Consider the following 14,163-nt stretch of genomic DNA (forward strand, 5'->3'; position numbering starts at 1 on the left):
TAAGTCCTGGACATTCAGGACGTTCGTCGCGGCATTCCGGACATACACCCCTGTGACGATGGTGCGTGAAGATCATCCGACGTGCCGTCACCTCAGGAACGGCCGGAAGGGCCTCATGACCGAGCGACAGAAGCGGCCCCTGCCCGTCCGTGCGCGCCGGCACACGGACGGCATACCGATGGACGACCTCTTCCGGTCGGACCGCGCCCAGCAGCCGACCACCACCCCGTCGAAGACCACGGCCCTGCCGAAGACCACGACCCCGTCGAAGACCACCGCCCCGGCACAGGCCACGGCCCTGCCGGGGACCACGGAACCGACGGTCGGCCGGGGCGAGGCGACCGCGGGCGCCGGGCCGAACTCCCCCCGGCAGCACGCCCGGCAGCGCGGGACCACACCCACCGAGCCCACCACCACCCGGGCAGCCTCGCCGCGCGCCCTGTCCACCACACCCACCGCACGGTCCGCGTCGGGCACCCCCGCCCCCGCGCTCCCCCGCTGCCCCCCGCCCGTCGACCCCGACCTGGTGGAACGCCCCGGGCCCGCCGTCCCCGGCTGGACGGCCGTGCTGACCGGACTGACCGCGCTCGTCGGCATCGCCACGGCGCTGTGGCGGGCCCGCCCACTCCGCGAAGTCGAGCTGCCGCCCTGGGAATGGGCCGCGCTCGCGGGCTGTGTCGTCGTCGCCGTCGTCTCCTTCGGCGGACTGACCCGCGGGCGGACCGGCTCCGCCTGGGTGCTCTCGCTCTTCGGCCGCTACCGGGGCAGCGTGCGCCGCACCGGCCTCGTCTGGATCAGCCCCTTCGTGCTGCGGCGCCGGATCGACGTACGGCTGCGGCACTGGCGCAGTGAGCCGATCGCCGTCGTCGACGCCGAGGGTTCGGCGCTGCGCGTGGTGGTCCTGGTCGTCTGGTCGGTACGGGACACGGCCCGCGCGCTGCTCTCCGTCGACGACCATCTCGGCTATCTGCGTGAGCAGGTGGAGGCGGCGGCCGCGCGGGTGCTCTCGCAGCTGCCCGCCGATGCCTTCCGGGGCGGCACACCCACCCTGCGGGACGCGGAGGCGGTCGGCGACGCGCTCACGCGCATGCTCGCGGCCGAGTGCCGGCCGGTCGGCATCGCCGTCTTCTCCGCACAGCCGACCCGCATCGAGTACGCCCCCGAGGTCGCCTCCGCCATGCGTCGGCGGCAGATCGCCGTACTGGACGCCAAGCACCGGGACTCCGTCCTCACCGGCGTGATCGACGCCGTGGACGACACCGTGACCCGGCTGACCGTCCGGGGACTCGTCGAGCTCGACGACTTCGAACGCCAGGCCCTGGTCAAGGACTTGACCGTGGCCTTCTACACCCGGAGTGGCGGCCCGGCCCACCCGAACCAGGAGTGAAGAGGACCGTGAACACCCCCGCATTCACCGCCCCGGCATTCACCACCCCCGCATTCACCGACGAGATACCCCCGGACTGCGCCTGCGCGGGCTGCGCCGACGCCGCCCGGCACACCGCCCCGGGCGGACCGCGCGCGGTGGCGTCCCTGCACGGGGTGCGCCGCGCGGTCGTCGCGACCGTGGGCGCGGTCGTCCTGGCGGGCGCGGCGGCGGGAACGGCCGCGGCCGAACCCGCCCCGGCGCACGCGGGCTGGGACGGCTCGAAGTACTGGTTCCGGAACGCGGCCGGCGAGTGGCGCTGGACCAGTCACGCCACGACGTACGAGCAGCGCACCGGAGCCCCGGCCGCCACCTCCCCCGCGGGCGGCGGCCGGACCGGTGAGCCGGTCTTCCGGGGGCGGCAGGGCTGGGACGCCCAGGACCGCGTCTACTGGTACAAGTCCCGCGGCCACTGGTACTGGACCGGCCATGCGTGGAAGTACCAGCAGCGTACGGGCCTTTCGGGCGACAGTTCCAACTCCACGAAACACTCCGGGCCTTCGGGGCCGAAGGCGCCCTCCGGCTCCTCGCGGGGCTGGACGGCGCCGGTCTCCTCGTACGTCTACACGGGCTCCTACGGCCAGCGCGGTTCCTGGTCGAAGGGCTATCACACGGGGCAGGACTTCGCCGTCCCGACGGGAACGACGGTCCGCTCGGTGGGTCCCGGACGGGTGGTGACCGCCGGGTACGGACGCTCGTACGGCTACGAGGTGGTGATCCGCCACCCGGACGGCCGCTACACCCAGTACGCCCATCTCTCCCGTATCGACGTGTCGCCCGGCCAGAGCGTGTCGGCCGGGCAGCGGATCGCCCGCTCGGGCGCGACCGGCCGGGTGACGGGTCCGCATCTGCACTTCGAGGTGCGGACCACGCCGTACTTCGGCTCGGACATCGACCCGTCGGCCTATCTGCGCGGCCACGGCGTTCCCGTGTAGCCCCCCGAGGGCCCGTGCGGCGACGGCAGTCGCTCAGGCCTCGACCGGGTCCGGCGTCGCCGCCGGGCGGTTCTCCTTGATCGTGATCCGGCCCTTGCGGATCGTGGCGAGGCGGGGCGCCCGGCGGGCGATCGCGCTGTCGTGGGTGACCATGACGAAGGTCAACCCGTGCTCCTTCCACAGCCCTTCGAGCAGGTCGACGATCTCGTCGCGCATCGACTCGTCGAGGTTTCCGGTCGGTTCGTCGGCGAGCAGCACCTTCGGGCGCTTGACGAGCGCGCGGGCGATGGCCACCCGCTGCTGCTGACCGCCGGAGAGCTCGGACGGCAGATGTCCGCGGCGTTCGCCGAGTCCTACCGACTCCAGCGCCTCGGCGGCCCGGCTCCGCCGCTCGGCGGGCTTCGCACCGAGCGGGACGAGCGCGGTCTCCACGTTCTCCTGCGCGGTGAGCGTGGGGATGAGGTTGAAGCTCTGGAAGACGAAGCCGATGTTCTGGCCGCGTACGGCTGTCAGCTTGCGCTCGGAGAGCGCGGCGAGGTCCGTGCCGTCGAGCAGGACCCGGCCGGAGGTGGGGCGGTCGAGGCCGCCGAGCATCTGGAGGAGCGTCGACTTGCCGCCGCCCGTGGGCCCTTGGATGACCAGCCGGTCGCCCTGGGCGAGGGTGAGGTCGACCCCGGCGAGGGCGTCGACTCTCTCCTGGCCCCGCCGGTACTGCTTGGTGACGCCGATGAGTTCGTACATGGTGGGACTCCTGTGGTGCGTGGGTGGGTTCGGGCGGCTACTCGACGCGGCGCAGGGCGTCCGCGGGGCGCAGTCGCGAGGCGCGCCAGGCGCCGAACGCGCCCGCGACCAGACCGCCGCCCAGGGCGAGGAGGACGGCGAGACCCACCGTCGTGACGCTGACCGGGGCGGTGAGGGCGATGTCGACGGTCTTGCCGGCTGCCGTGCCGCCGGGGCCGCCACCGAAGGCCATGCCGCCGCGTCCGCCGCCGAACGCGCCTCCGGTAGCGCCCAGTTCGGCGGTGAGCGTCGGGCTGACGGCGGACACCGCGTACGCTCCGGCCAGGCCGATCGCGATGCCGAGGGCGCCGCCGATGAATCCGTTGACGAGGGCCTCGCCGACGACCTGGCGGGTGACCCGGCCGCTCTTCCAGCCGAGCGCCTTGAGCGTGCCGAACTCACGGACCCGGCGGGTGACGGCGGAGGAGGTGAGCAGACCCGCGACGAGGACCGCGGCGAGCAGCACGGCGTACGAGAGCCACCGGCCCACGTTCGAGGCGAGGTCGGCGGCGGTGTCGAGCGAGCCGGAGACCGTCTGGGCGAGGTCGGCCGACGTGGTGACGGTGGTACCGGTGACGTTCTTCTGGATGGCGGTCTTCACCGCGTCGATCCGCGTCGAGTCGGTCGCCTTCACATAGATCGTGGTGATCTCGGCCGCGGAGGCGGAGAGGGTCTGCGCCTGCTTCAGCGGAAGGTAGACCTGTGCGGCGGACTGGCCCCGGTCGGCGGTCGCGATGCCGACGATCTCGAACTTCACGTTCTTGACGGTGAGTTCGTCCCCGAGCGCGAGGTCCTTCTCCTGGGCGTAGGCGCTGTCGACGACGGCGACCTTCGCGTCGGTCTCGGTGGTCTTGAAGGTACGGCCCTGGGAGACGGTGGAGGTCGTGAGGGGGCCGAGGTCGGGCGACGTGACGTCGGTGCCGTAGAGCGTGAAGGAGTCGACGTCGAAGGCCGCGCCGCCACCGGTGACGGTGTCGCCGGGCCCGGAACCGCCGCCGTTGCCGCTTCCGCCGTTCTGGCCGCCCTGCTCGCCGGGCTGACCCTGCTGGGTCTGGCCGCGCTGGATCCGGCCCCGCGCGAACTCCCCGTCGATCTTCAGGTTGACGAGGCTGAGCCCGCCCACCGCTCGGTCGACACCGGGCTGTCCGGCGACCGTGGCGACGGTGGAGTCCGCGAGGGTCTGGAAGCCCTGGACCATCAGCCGGTCGCTGCTCTGCTCCTCACCGTCCTCCTTGCCCTGGAACTCGAACCGGGGTCGCTGCGGCTGCGCGCCGCCCTCCGGCCGTTCCTGCGCCTTGGTCACCGTCAGGTCCGTACCGAGGCCGTAGAGGGACTCGAGGACCTTGCCCTGGGCCTGATTCATGCCGGCGGAGACGGAGTTGACGACGATGACCAGCGCGATACCGAGCGCGAGCCCGGAGGCGACGACGAGCGCCGCCTTTCTGCGGCGGCGCAGTTCGCGCCGGAGGTAGGTGAAGAACATGGGCGTGAAGCTAGGGGCGGCGCGTGATGACGGGATAAGGCCGGCGTGAGAGCGGGATGAGAGTGATCGGTCTGCTGTACGTGCGGAGCCTGACGGTGGCAGGGTCGGCGTCATGCCGAACAGCAGCGAACTGACGCGGATGGGCCCGGTGACGGCACTCCTGGACGCCACCGGGCTGTTCTTCAGGTCGGCGCGGGACGCCTTCCCCGGCGCGGTCCCGGCGGACTGGGCGGCCGCCGCCGCGCTCGACCCGGGTGCGGTCGGTCCCGAGGGCGCGTGGCGGCTGGACTTCCGCTGTTTCGCCGTGACGGACCCCGGCGGTTCGGGGTGGACGCTCATCGACGCGGGGGTGGGCCCCGCCGGCGGGCCGGGAGCGCCCTGGTGTCCCGTGCCCGGCCGACTGCCGGACCTGCTCACAGAGGCCGGGATCGACCGCGCGGACGTCCACACCGTGGTCCTGACGCATCTGCACGAGGATCACACCGGCTGGGCCGCCGACGCCGCCGGCCGGCCGTTCTTCCCGTCCGCCCGGTACGTCGTCCAGCGCGCGGAGACCGCCGCCCTCGACCGGCAGGACCCCGTGTGGGACTGGGTGGTGGCACCCCTCCGGGCCGCCGGGCAGCTGCACGAGGTCGACGGCAGGCACCGGCTGCGCCCGGGCGTCACGCTGTTTCCCACTCCCGGCCACACCCCCGGCCATCAGTCCGTCCTGGTCGAACGGCCGGACGGCCGGGACGTCCTGGTGACCGGCGACGTCCTCGTCCACGCCGTACAGCTCGTCGCACCGGGCGTGGCGTACGCCCACGAACGCGACCCGGCCACCGCCCGCTCCTCGCGCGCGGAGCTGCTGGCGCGCGCCGCCGACAGCGGCGCGGTGCTGGCGACGGCCCATCTGACGCGGCCGTTCGTCGAACCGCCGACGGCCCCCACCGGCCGACCGCCCGGCGGCGGGGCCGCCGACGCCCGGTGAGCCCCGTCGGGCCCCCGCAACCGTCCGACCGCCGCTCTCGTCAGGCGCCCGTCGCCGTGGGGTACGCCAGCGGGTCGGCCAGGACGTCGTGGAGGACGAGGGCCGCCGCGCCCCGGGCGGCGTCGGTGGCGGCGGAGGCGGGGCGGAGGCGGCCCGATTCCGGGGCCCAGAGGCCGGAGACGACCCGGTCGGAGAGCTCCTCGGCGAGGGCGGGGACGAGCCACGGCATCAGCTGCGGGTAGATGCCGCCGAGGACGACCGCCTCGGGGTCGAGGAGGTTCACGGCGCCGGACAGGGCGCGCCCGAGCATCCTGCCCGCCTCGGCGAGCGCGGCGAGGGCCCGCGGGTCTCCCGCCCCGGCGCGGTCCGTGAGGTCGGGGACGCCGGTCGCCTCCGCCGCCCGGAGGAGCGCCGCCTGGCCCGCGTACTGCTCCAGACAGCCGCGGGAGCCGCACCGGCAGCGGGGCCCTTCGGCGTCGACGACGAGATGGCCGATCTCGCCGGCGAAGCCGTGCGCGCCGCGCAGGAGTTCGCCGTGGACGACGATCGCGCCGCCGACGCCGATCTCGCCGGTCAGGTGGAGAAAGGTGCGGAGGTCGCCGAGCGTGCCGAACCACAGCTCCGCGAGGGCCGCCATGTTGGCCTCGTTGTCGGAGGTCAGGGCGAGGCCCTCGGTGCCGGGGCGCAGTGCGGTGAGGGCCTCGCCGAAGAGGCGCTCGGCCTCGACCTCGTACCAGCCGAGGTTGGGGGCCTGCCGGACGGTCCCGCCGGAGACGAGGCCCGGCAGGGCGAGTCCGGCGGCGGCCGGAGCGAGACGTCGTTCCGCGGCGGTGTCCAGGACGTCGGCGGCGACACGGGCGGCCCTGGCGAGGACTTCGGGGGCGCCGACGGAGCGGTTGTCGAGGCGTTCGGTGCGCCGGACGCGGTCGGTGCCGGTGAGGTCGACGACGCAGACCGTCACGTAGTCGACGTTGATCTCGACACCGAGCCCGGCCGGTCCGGTGTCCGCGGGTTTGAGGACGGTGCCCGGCCGTCCCGCCTGCCCGCTGAACGTCTTGCCCGATTCGACGAGGAAGCCGAGGTCGAGGAGTTGCTCGACGAGCGAGGAGACGGCGGGCCGGGTGAGGCCGACGCGGCCGGCGACGGCCGCCCTGGTGGTCTCGCCCGCGTCGTGGACGGTCCGCAGGACGAGGCTCAGGTTGTGCCGACGCACGCCCGACTTGTCGGCCTTGGGTTCCGTGGGCTGGTTCATGGTGAGCGAAAGCCTAGTGGTCCCCTTCACTCGCCGGAGAACCGTTCCCTCACAAACAGTTCGGTCACCGAACTGTTCTGCGCTAGGGTCCCGCCATGACCCTTCCGCGCGACTACCGCGGCCAGACCTGCGCCCTCGCCCGCTCGATGGAGATCGTCGGCGAGCGCTGGACGCTGCTGATCCTGCGCGACGCCTTCTACGGGGTGCGCAGGTTCGGGGAGTTCGCCGCGCACCTGGGCGTACCCCGGGCCGTCCTCACCGACCGGCTCACCACCCTCACCGGGGCGGGCGTCCTGGAGCGCCGCCCCGAGCCGGGCACGGGCCGCCGCGAGGTGTACGCGCTCACGCCCAAGGGAGTCGCGCTCTGGCCGGCCGTCCGCGCGCTGACCGCCTGGGGCGAGGAGTTCCACGCGGCGGACGGCGGCCCGCGCCGCGTCTTCCTGCACGCCGGGGACGAGGCCCCGCTCGACGCGGACGGACGCTGTACGCGCTGCGGCGCGGCCGTACCCGTCGCGGACGTCCTGGTCGCCCCCGGCCCCGGGCTCACCCCGTCCGCCCCTGACGACGACCCGGTGACGGCCGCGCTCGCCCGGCCGCACCGGCTGCTCCATCCCCTGCTCACCACCGCGCCCTCGGGGCGCTCCACGAGAGGTCCACAACGATGAAGATCCTGGTCGTCGGCGCCGGTGCCACCGGTGGCTATTTCGGAGCCCTGCTCGCCCGCGCCGGACAGGACGTCACCTTCCTGGTCCGTCCTGCCAGGGCGGCGGTGCTGCGGGAGCGCGGGCTGCGGGTGGTGGGCCGGGACGAGGAGTGGGTCCTCGCGCCCCGCCTCGTGACGGCCGACGCGCTCGACTCCCCGTACGACCTGGTCCTGCTGTCGGTGAAGTCCACCGGCCTGGACAGGGCGATCGAGGACACCGCGCCGGCCGTCGGGCCGGACACGGCCGTCGTGCCGCTCCTCAACGGTCTCGCCCACATCGACGCCCTCAACGCCCGCTTCGGGGCCTCGGCCGTCCTCGGCGGCGTGGCCAAGGTGGTGACCACGCTCGACGACACGGGTGACATCCGGCGGCTCGCCCCGCTGGCCCATCTGACGCTCGGCGAGCAGGACGGCACGGACTCCGCGCGCGTGGCGAAGATCAGGGCGGTCCTCGACGGCTCGGGAATCGCGTCGCCGGAGCCGGAGCACGTGATCACGGCGATGTGGCACAAGTGGGTGTTCATCACGACCTTCGGCGCCGTGACGAGCCTGATGCGGGGCACGGTGGGCGATGTGTACGACGCACCGGGCGGTCCCGCACTCGGCCCGGCGCTGCTCGACGAGGCGGCCGCCGTCGCCGCCGCGGCAGGACACCCCGTACCGGAGGCGGAGCGGGCGGCGACGCTCGCCGTGGTCTCGGCGTCGGGCTCGCCGATGGTCCCGTCCCTCTACCGCGATCTCACGGCGGGGCACCCGACCGAGGTCGAGCACCTCTTCGGCGACCTGACCACCCGCGCGCGTGCCTTGGGGGTGGCGACCCCGCTCCTCGACCTGGCGACCCTGCACCTGCGGGTGCACCAGCGGCGCATCACGGCGACGGCGGGCGCCGGGGCCTGACGGTCGGTGGACCGGGGGCTCTCGCAGCCGGGCCGCCGGACGGGGCCGCTCGGGAACCGGACGGCCCCTCGCGAGTCCCCTCGGGAAGCCGGGCGGGGCCGCTCCGGAAGCCGGACCGGAAGCCGGGCGGCCCCTCGCGAGTGATCTGCCGAGTTGGACTCTCGTACCGGCTCTTGGATCCTTGGTGGAGTCCGTGGCGGGCGCCCGTCGGGTTCGCGATCATGACGCCATGAACGTCGACGACTCGCCCCCGCTCGGCCTGCGTTGGATGACCGACCCGGCCGCCTGGTCCCTCTCCGGTGACGTCCTGACCGTCTCCGCCGCCCCCCGCACGGACGTCTTCACGGACCCCGTCGGCGGGGCGGCGCGACGAGACGCCGCCATGGCTCTGACCGCTCCGCCGGACGGCGACTGGCAGTTCTCGGCCCGGCTGCGCGTCGGCTTCCGGTCCGCGTGGGACGCGGGGGCGCTCATCGTCCGGTACGACGACGACCACTGGGCGAAGCTCAACTTCGAGCAGGCGCCCGACGGCGCTCCGAGCGTCTACTCGGTCGTCACCCGCGGGCGGTCCGACGACGCGCTCGCGGGCCCGGTCCCGGGAGACGCGCTGTGGCTGCGCATCAGCCGGATCGGCGAGGGCTTCGCCTTCCACGTCTCGGACGACGGCGGCTTCTGGCGCCTGGTGCGGCAGTTCGCCCTGGACGGCCCCGATCCCGTACGGGTCGGCATCGAGGTCCAGTCACCCGTCGGCGAGGGATGCCGCGTCGACTTCGACGAACTCCGTCTCGCCCCGACGACCCTGGCCCACCTCTTCGACGGTCGCTGACACCACCGTGGGGTGCGCCCCTGCCCGGGCGCCACCCCTCAAGGGCGACCGCTCCCGCGGTGGTACGAGTCGCTCGCCGTGGGGACGGAGTTGTGGACGGCCGCGGAACCGAAGGACACCCGGTCGTGGCGGGCCCGGCGCAGGGCTTCCTGCTCCAGGAGCATGCCCTCGGCCGTGTCCGTCCTCCGCCCGCCTCCTCGACGGACCAACGTGACGACCATCAGGATCCCCGCGCCGCCGAGGATCCCCAACAGAACGAATACCGCCACCACTTGCGCCTCCCCCGTCGTTCCCCTCAGGGTAAGCGGCCGGTCGGCGGCAGGGCCAGAGTCCCGGGTCACCTCACGACGGGACCGGGCCGCCCAGCAGTGTCGGCGTGGCGGCGGACAGGACCCCCTCGATACGGCTCCAGGTCTCCTCGTCACGCGCGACCGGGGGAAGGAGCTCGCCCGACCCCGTGTCCCAGGCCGTCGTCAGGGCCACCGGGTCCGCGCCCGTCACCGCGCCGGCCGCCAGGGCCGCCGCGCCGAGGGCGACGAGTTCGTCGGCGGCCGGGACCATCAGGGGGCGCCCGGAGAGCCTGCGGACGGTCTCGGTCCAGGCGCGGCCCCGCGCGCCGCCGCCGATCAGGCGCAGCGGCCGGTCCCGTACGGCGGGATCCGACGGGTCGAGGCCGCAGGCGACGAGGAGTCGGTCGAGGGCGCGCAGGACCGTGAAGGCCGCGCCTTCGTAGGCGGCACCGAGGACCGATCGGGGGTCCGTGCCGTGCCGGAGGCCGGTGACGAGCCCCGCCGCGTGGGGCAGGTCGGGGGTGCGTTCGCCGTCGAGGTACGGCAGGACCACCACGTCTCCCCCCGGCGCCGCGTCCTCCCGGTCCAGGCCGAGGAGTGTGGCGAACCGGTCCACCGCCAGGGTGCAGTTGAGGGTGCAGCCGAGCGGGAGGTACGTGCCGTCGGTGGCGGCGAAGCCGGCGAGTCCGGGGTCGGCCGGGCGGGCGCGGGTCGCGGCGAAGACGGTGCCGGAGGTGCCGAGGCTGACGACCGGATGGTCGAGGAGTCCCGCGCCGCCGAGGCCGAGGCCGACGGCCGCGGCCATGTTGTCGCCGGTCCCCGCTGCGACGACGACGGTACGGGGCAGCCCGAGGGCCTCGGCGGCGGCCGGGGTCAGGGTGCCGACGCGGGTGGCGCCGCCGGGGGCGACGGTGGGCAGCAGCGCCGGGTCGAGACCGATGAGGTCCAGGATCTCGGGGTCGTACGCGCCTTCGGCGGTTCCGTACCAGCAGGTCCCGGAGGCGTCCCCGGGGTCGGTCACGGCGACGCCCGAGAGGCGCTCGGTGAGGTGGTCGTGCGGGAGCCGGACCCCGGCGACGGCCGCCGCGACGTGCGGTTCGTGCGCGCGCAGCCACTGCCACTTGGCGGCGGTCATGGAGGCGACGGGCATCGAACCGGTGCGTGCCTGCCAGGCGTCGGGACCGCCGAGGCGGGCGGCGAGGGCGGCGGCCTGGGGCGCCGAGCGGGTGTCGTTCCAGAGCAGCGCGGGGCGCAGGGGGCGTCCGTCGGCTCCGAGGGTGACGAGGCCGTGCTGCTGCCCTGCGACGGCGATGCCGGTGACGGCGTCGGCCGGGACGCCCGCGTCCCGTACCGCCGTGCGGACGGCCGTGGCGAGGGCGGTCCACCATTCCTCGGGGTCGCTCTCGCGCGCGCCGGCGGTGCCGGTGACGGTGTGCGGGGCGCGGCCGAGGGCGAGGAGCTCGCCGGTGTCGGCGTCGACGACCGCGGCCTTGGTGGACTGCGTGGAGCTGTCCACGCCGATCACGACGGAGCGGCTCGTGGGCACGCCCTCACCTCTTTCCTGTGGTTCGTCCGGGGCGATTCATGGCGGGGGACTGGCGCCCCGGTGCGTCCGTCCCGTATTAGTTATCTCAGAAAACAAATCCCGAGAGAAGGACACACCATGCCGGATCTCTTCTCCCCCGCCCCCGAGGACCGGTTCACCTTCGGACTGTGGACCGTCGGCTGGCAGGGCCGCGACCCCTTCGGCGAGGCCACCCGGCCGGCCCTCGATCCCGTCGAGACGGTGGAGCGGCTCGCCGCCCTCGGCGCGTACGGCGTCACCTTCCATGACGACGACCTGATCCCCTTCGGCGCCCCGGACGCCGAGCGCGACGCGATCGTCAAGCGCTTCCGGGCCGCACTCGACCGCACCGGACTCGCGGTGCCGATGGCCACCACGAACCTCTTCACCCACCCCGTCTTCAAGGACGGCGCGTTCACCGCCAACGACCGGGACGTCCGCCGCTTCGCCCTGCGCAAGACCCTCCGCAACATCGACCTGGCCGTCGAACTCGGCGCCACCGTCTATGTGGCCTGGGGCGGCCGGGAGGGCGCCGAGTCCGGCGCGGCGAAGGACGTACGGGTCGCGCTCGACCGGATGAAGGAGGCCTTCGACCTGCTCGGCGAGTACGTCACCGAGCAGGGCTACGATCTGCGCTTCGCCATCGAGCCCAAGCCGAACGAGCCGCGCGGCGACATCCTGCTGCCCACCATCGGGCACGCCCTGGCCTTCATCGAGCGCCTGGAGCGCCCCGAACTCGTCGGTGTGAACCCGGAGACGGGCCACGAGCAGATGGCCGGCCTCAACTTCCCGCACGGCATCGCGCAGGCCCTGTGGGCGGGCAAGCTCTTCCACATCGACCTGAACGGCCAGTCCGGCATCAAGTACGACCAGGACTTCCGCTTCGGCGCGGGCGATCTGCGCCAGGCGTTCTGGCTGGTGGACCTGCTGGAGACGGCCGGGTACGAGGGCCCGCGCCACTTCGACTTCAAGCCGGTGCGGACGGACGGCGCGGACGGGGTGTGGGAGTCCGCGAAGAACTGCATGCGGAACTACCTGATCCTCAAGGAGCGCACGGCGGCCTTCCGCGCCGACCCGGACGTCCAGCGGGCCCTGACCGCTTCCCGGCTGCCCGAACTCGCCGTCCCCACGGCCGCCGACGGCCTCGCCGCGCTGCTCGCCGACCCCACGGCGTACGAGACCTTCGACCCGGACGCGGCGGCGGCCCGCTCCATGGCCTTCGAACACCTCGACCAGCTGGCCCTGGAGCACCTGCTCGGCGTCCGCTGAGAACGCCGTCGCACGAGGCGCCGTACGAGACCGTCGCACGCAGCCGTCGCACGAGGCCCGCGTACGAAGCCGTCGTACGCAGGCGGTCAGTGCCCGGCGAGGGTCGAGCGGCGGACGACCAGTTCCGGCTGGAGCACCACGTGCTCGTGCCGGTGGTCGGCCGCCCGCTCGCCGGTCTCCTCCAGGAGAAGCTCGGCCGCCTTGGCTCCGAGCGTCAGCGCCGGCTGCCGTACGGACGTCAGGGGTACGGTCGCGGCCGCGGCGAACTCGATGTCGTCGTAGCCGACGATGGCCATGTCCTCCGGGACCCTGACCCCCGCCGCGTAGAGCGACTGGAGCACACCGAGCGCCAGCAGGTCGTTGGCGCAGAAGACGGCCGTCGGGCGGTCGGCGAGGCCGAGCAGACGGGAGCCCGCGTCGCGCCCCGAGGCCACGTCCAGGCGCTCCGCCGGGAGTTCCCGGAGCGCCGACGCGGGCAGTCCCGCCTCCGCGAGCGCGAGCAGCGCGCCCTCGCGCCGGTCGCGGATCTGCTGGAGGTGGGACGGGCCGCTGACGTACGCGAAGGAGCGGTGTCCCGCCGCGGTGAGGTGCCGGATCGCCAGCGAGCCGCCGACGACGTCGTCGACGGAGACAGAGCAGCCGGCGCCGTCGCCCGCCACCCGGTCGACGAGCACGGACGGGATGCCGTGGCGGCGGAACTCGCGCAGGTTCGCACCGCTCGGGTCGGCGGGGGTGACCAGGACGCCGCGGACGCGCTGCTCCGCGAAGAGGGACAGGTAGTCGGCCTCCTCACCGGCGTTCTGGTCGCTGTTGCAGACCATGACGCCCAGACCGGCCGCACGTGCCGTGCGCTCGGCGCCCCGGGCGATGTCGACGAAGAAGGGGTTGCCCATGTCGAGGACGAGCAAGGCCATGATCCGGCTGCGGCCGGCCCGTAGCTGGCGGGCGGACTCGCTGCGCACGTAGCCGAGGCGGGCGATGACCCGCCGTACGTGTTCGAGCGTCGCGGGCGAGACCCGTTCGGGCTGGTTGATCACGTTCGAGACGGTCCCGACGGAGACTCCCGCCTCGCGTGCCACGTCCTTGATGCCGACGTTCCCGACCGCCCGCGCGGTGTCCGTCATCCGTCCCACCTGGTCCGTCCTGCCCCTACCGCCCCGGCCGGGCGAGGTCCCGCCCCGCTTTTCATCCTATGCGGCCGCGTCGCGGCGGGCCGCCGCCCGGCGCCTCTCACGCGAGGTGGAAGACCTCGGTGAGCGGGCGCATGGCGGCGTCGGGCGCCTGCCCGTCGAGCTCCTCGAAGAACTCCGCCATCTCCGCCTGCCAGCGGGCGTTGACCTCGGTGGCCTCCATCGCGGCGCGGGCCCGGTCGAAGTCCGGCGTCTCCAGATAGCCGACGAGCAGCCCGTCCTCGCGGAGGAAGAGGGAGTAGTTGTGCCAGCCGGCAGCGGAAAGTGCCGTGAGCATGTCGGCCCAGACGTCCGTGTGGCGCGCCCGGTACTCCTCCACCCGCCCGGCCCGGACCTTGAGCAGGAAACAGACCCGCCGCATGTTCGCCATCCCGTTCACCCTCGCCCTCGCCGTCGCCGACCCCATGGCTGAAATGATTCAGTCCGTGCGCTCGACGCTAGGCCGTGGACATGATCGTGGTCAAGGGTTGCGACGACATCCTGGACGGCAGCCGGATCTCCCATGGGATGAATCGATTCACGCAAGAGTCGATCCAGGCGCCCCGCGCCCGACACGAAGGAGCGGCCGCTTCCCGAAG

General features: G+C 73.8%; 14 protein-coding genes. 7 read left to right on the forward strand and 7 right to left on the reverse strand.

Annotated features, from left to right (window positions below):
- The first annotated feature begins 115 nt into the window (after nucleotides 1–115).
- Both OG259_RS06090 and OG259_RS06095 read left to right on the forward strand, forming a co-directional pair.
- Nucleotides 116–1,387 (forward strand): SPFH domain-containing protein, encoded by a 1,272-nt coding sequence (locus OG259_RS06090; protein ID WP_328941256.1) that lies wholly within the window; start codon nucleotides 116–118, stop codon nucleotides 1,385–1,387.
- Between the two features lie 8 nt (nucleotides 1,388–1,395).
- Entirely contained in the window at nucleotides 1,396–2,361 is a 966-nt protein-coding gene (locus tag OG259_RS06095; protein ID WP_328941257.1) for a M23 family metallopeptidase, read from the forward strand.
- A gap of 33 nt (nucleotides 2,362–2,394) precedes the next feature.
- On the opposite strand, the gene OG259_RS06100 is transcribed toward OG259_RS06095, so the two are convergent.
- Both OG259_RS06100 and OG259_RS06105 read right to left on the reverse strand, forming a co-directional pair.
- Nucleotides 2,395–3,102: an ABC transporter ATP-binding protein gene (locus OG259_RS06100; RefSeq protein WP_328941258.1), complete on the reverse strand. Its 708-nt coding sequence runs from the start codon at nucleotides 3,100–3,102 to the stop codon at nucleotides 2,395–2,397.
- Between the two features lie 37 nt (nucleotides 3,103–3,139).
- Complete coding sequence (locus tag OG259_RS06105) at nucleotides 3,140–4,624, reverse strand: ABC transporter permease (RefSeq protein ID WP_328941259.1); 1,485 nt, start codon at nucleotides 4,622–4,624, stop codon at nucleotides 3,140–3,142.
- Between the two features lie 112 nt (nucleotides 4,625–4,736).
- On the opposite strand from OG259_RS06105, the gene OG259_RS06110 reads away from it, so the two are divergent.
- Complete coding sequence (locus tag OG259_RS06110) at nucleotides 4,737–5,594, forward strand: MBL fold metallo-hydrolase (protein WP_328941260.1); 858 nt, start codon at nucleotides 4,737–4,739, stop codon at nucleotides 5,592–5,594.
- Nucleotides 5,595–5,634: 40 nt separating this feature from the next.
- Here OG259_RS06110 and OG259_RS06115 read toward each other — a convergent pair whose 3' ends face one another.
- Nucleotides 5,635–6,846 (reverse strand): ROK family protein, encoded by a 1,212-nt coding sequence (locus OG259_RS06115; protein ID WP_328941261.1) that lies wholly within the window; start codon nucleotides 6,844–6,846, stop codon nucleotides 5,635–5,637.
- Nucleotides 6,847–6,941: 95 nt separating this feature from the next.
- Here OG259_RS06115 and OG259_RS06120 point away from each other — a divergent pair, with 95 nt between their 5' ends.
- The 3 genes from OG259_RS06120 (at nucleotide 6,942) to OG259_RS06130 (ending at nucleotide 9,272) form a co-directional block, all read left to right on the forward strand.
- A complete protein-coding gene (locus OG259_RS06120) occupies nucleotides 6,942–7,511 on the forward strand; it encodes a winged helix-turn-helix transcriptional regulator (protein ID WP_328941262.1) in 570 nt (189 codons plus the stop codon).
- The gene (locus OG259_RS06125) at nucleotides 7,508–8,446 is read left to right on the forward strand and encodes a ketopantoate reductase family protein (protein WP_328941263.1); all 939 of its coding nucleotides are present in this window, start codon (nucleotides 7,508–7,510) and stop codon (nucleotides 8,444–8,446) included. The genes OG259_RS06120 and OG259_RS06125 overlap by 4 nt, the downstream gene beginning before the upstream one ends.
- A 229-nt stretch (nucleotides 8,447–8,675) precedes the next feature.
- Nucleotides 8,676–9,272, forward strand: a complete 597-nt coding sequence (locus tag OG259_RS06130) for a DUF1349 domain-containing protein (RefSeq protein ID WP_328941264.1) — start codon at nucleotides 8,676–8,678, stop codon at nucleotides 9,270–9,272.
- A gap of 38 nt (nucleotides 9,273–9,310) precedes the next feature.
- Here the strand turns inward: OG259_RS06130 and OG259_RS06135 are convergent, their stop codons facing one another.
- Both OG259_RS06135 and xylB read right to left on the reverse strand, forming a co-directional pair.
- Nucleotides 9,311–9,541: a hypothetical protein gene (locus OG259_RS06135; protein WP_328941265.1), complete on the reverse strand. Its 231-nt coding sequence runs from the start codon at nucleotides 9,539–9,541 to the stop codon at nucleotides 9,311–9,313.
- 73 nt (nucleotides 9,542–9,614) lie between these two features.
- Nucleotides 9,615–11,108, reverse strand: a complete 1,494-nt coding sequence (xylB, locus tag OG259_RS06140; protein ID WP_328941266.1) for a xylulokinase — start codon at nucleotides 11,106–11,108, stop codon at nucleotides 9,615–9,617.
- Between the two features lie 117 nt (nucleotides 11,109–11,225).
- On the opposite strand from xylB, the gene xylA reads away from it, so the two are divergent.
- The gene (gene xylA, locus OG259_RS06145) at nucleotides 11,226–12,395 is read left to right on the forward strand and encodes a xylose isomerase (protein WP_328941267.1); all 1,170 of its coding nucleotides are present in this window, start codon (nucleotides 11,226–11,228) and stop codon (nucleotides 12,393–12,395) included.
- 86 nt (nucleotides 12,396–12,481) lie between these two features.
- Here xylA and OG259_RS06150 read toward each other — a convergent pair whose 3' ends face one another.
- Together OG259_RS06150 and OG259_RS06155 are read right to left on the reverse strand one after the other, a co-directional pair.
- Nucleotides 12,482–13,519: a LacI family DNA-binding transcriptional regulator gene (locus tag OG259_RS06150; RefSeq protein WP_328941268.1), complete on the reverse strand. Its 1,038-nt coding sequence runs from the start codon at nucleotides 13,517–13,519 to the stop codon at nucleotides 12,482–12,484.
- A 106-nt stretch (nucleotides 13,520–13,625) separates the two neighbouring features.
- Nucleotides 13,626–13,946 (reverse strand): L-rhamnose mutarotase, encoded by a 321-nt coding sequence (locus tag OG259_RS06155; protein ID WP_328947007.1) that lies wholly within the window; start codon nucleotides 13,944–13,946, stop codon nucleotides 13,626–13,628.
- Nucleotides 13,947–14,163: the final 217 nt, after the last annotated feature.

The sequence above is a fragment of the Streptomyces sp. NBC_00250 genome (assembly GCF_036192275.1).
In the GTDB taxonomy this organism is placed as follows: Bacteria; Actinomycetota; Actinomycetes; order Streptomycetales; family Streptomycetaceae; genus Streptomyces.

What these genes read in the sequence shown, in the direction of transcription:
- OG259_RS06115 (WP_328941261.1), bottom strand. Translation starts at nt 6,846, where the DNA reads ATGAACCAGCCCACGGAACCCAAGGCCGACAAGTCGGGCGTGCGTCGG.
- OG259_RS06130 (WP_328941264.1), top strand. Translation starts at nt 8,676, where the DNA reads ATGAACGTCGACGACTCGCCCCCGCTCGGCCTGCGTTGGATGACCGAC.
- OG259_RS06125 (WP_328941263.1), top strand. Translation starts at nt 7,508, where the DNA reads ATGAAGATCCTGGTCGTCGGCGCCGGTGCCACCGGTGGCTATTTCGGA.
- OG259_RS06105 (WP_328941259.1), bottom strand. Translation starts at nt 4,624, where the DNA reads ATGTTCTTCACCTACCTCCGGCGCGAACTGCGCCGCCGCAGAAAGGCG.
- OG259_RS06090 (WP_328941256.1), top strand. Translation starts at nt 116, where the DNA reads ATGACCGAGCGACAGAAGCGGCCCCTGCCCGTCCGTGCGCGCCGGCAC.
- xylA (WP_328941267.1), top strand. Translation starts at nt 11,226, where the DNA reads ATGCCGGATCTCTTCTCCCCCGCCCCCGAGGACCGGTTCACCTTCGGA.
- OG259_RS06120 (WP_328941262.1), top strand. Translation starts at nt 6,942, where the DNA reads ATGACCCTTCCGCGCGACTACCGCGGCCAGACCTGCGCCCTCGCCCGC.
- OG259_RS06150 (WP_328941268.1), bottom strand. Translation starts at nt 13,519, where the DNA reads ATGACGGACACCGCGCGGGCGGTCGGGAACGTCGGCATCAAGGACGTG.
- OG259_RS06110 (WP_328941260.1), top strand. Translation starts at nt 4,737, where the DNA reads ATGCCGAACAGCAGCGAACTGACGCGGATGGGCCCGGTGACGGCACTC.
- OG259_RS06155 (WP_328947007.1), bottom strand. Translation starts at nt 13,946, where the DNA reads ATGCGGCGGGTCTGTTTCCTGCTCAAGGTCCGGGCCGGGCGGGTGGAG.
- OG259_RS06100 (WP_328941258.1), bottom strand. Translation starts at nt 3,102, where the DNA reads ATGTACGAACTCATCGGCGTCACCAAGCAGTACCGGCGGGGCCAGGAG.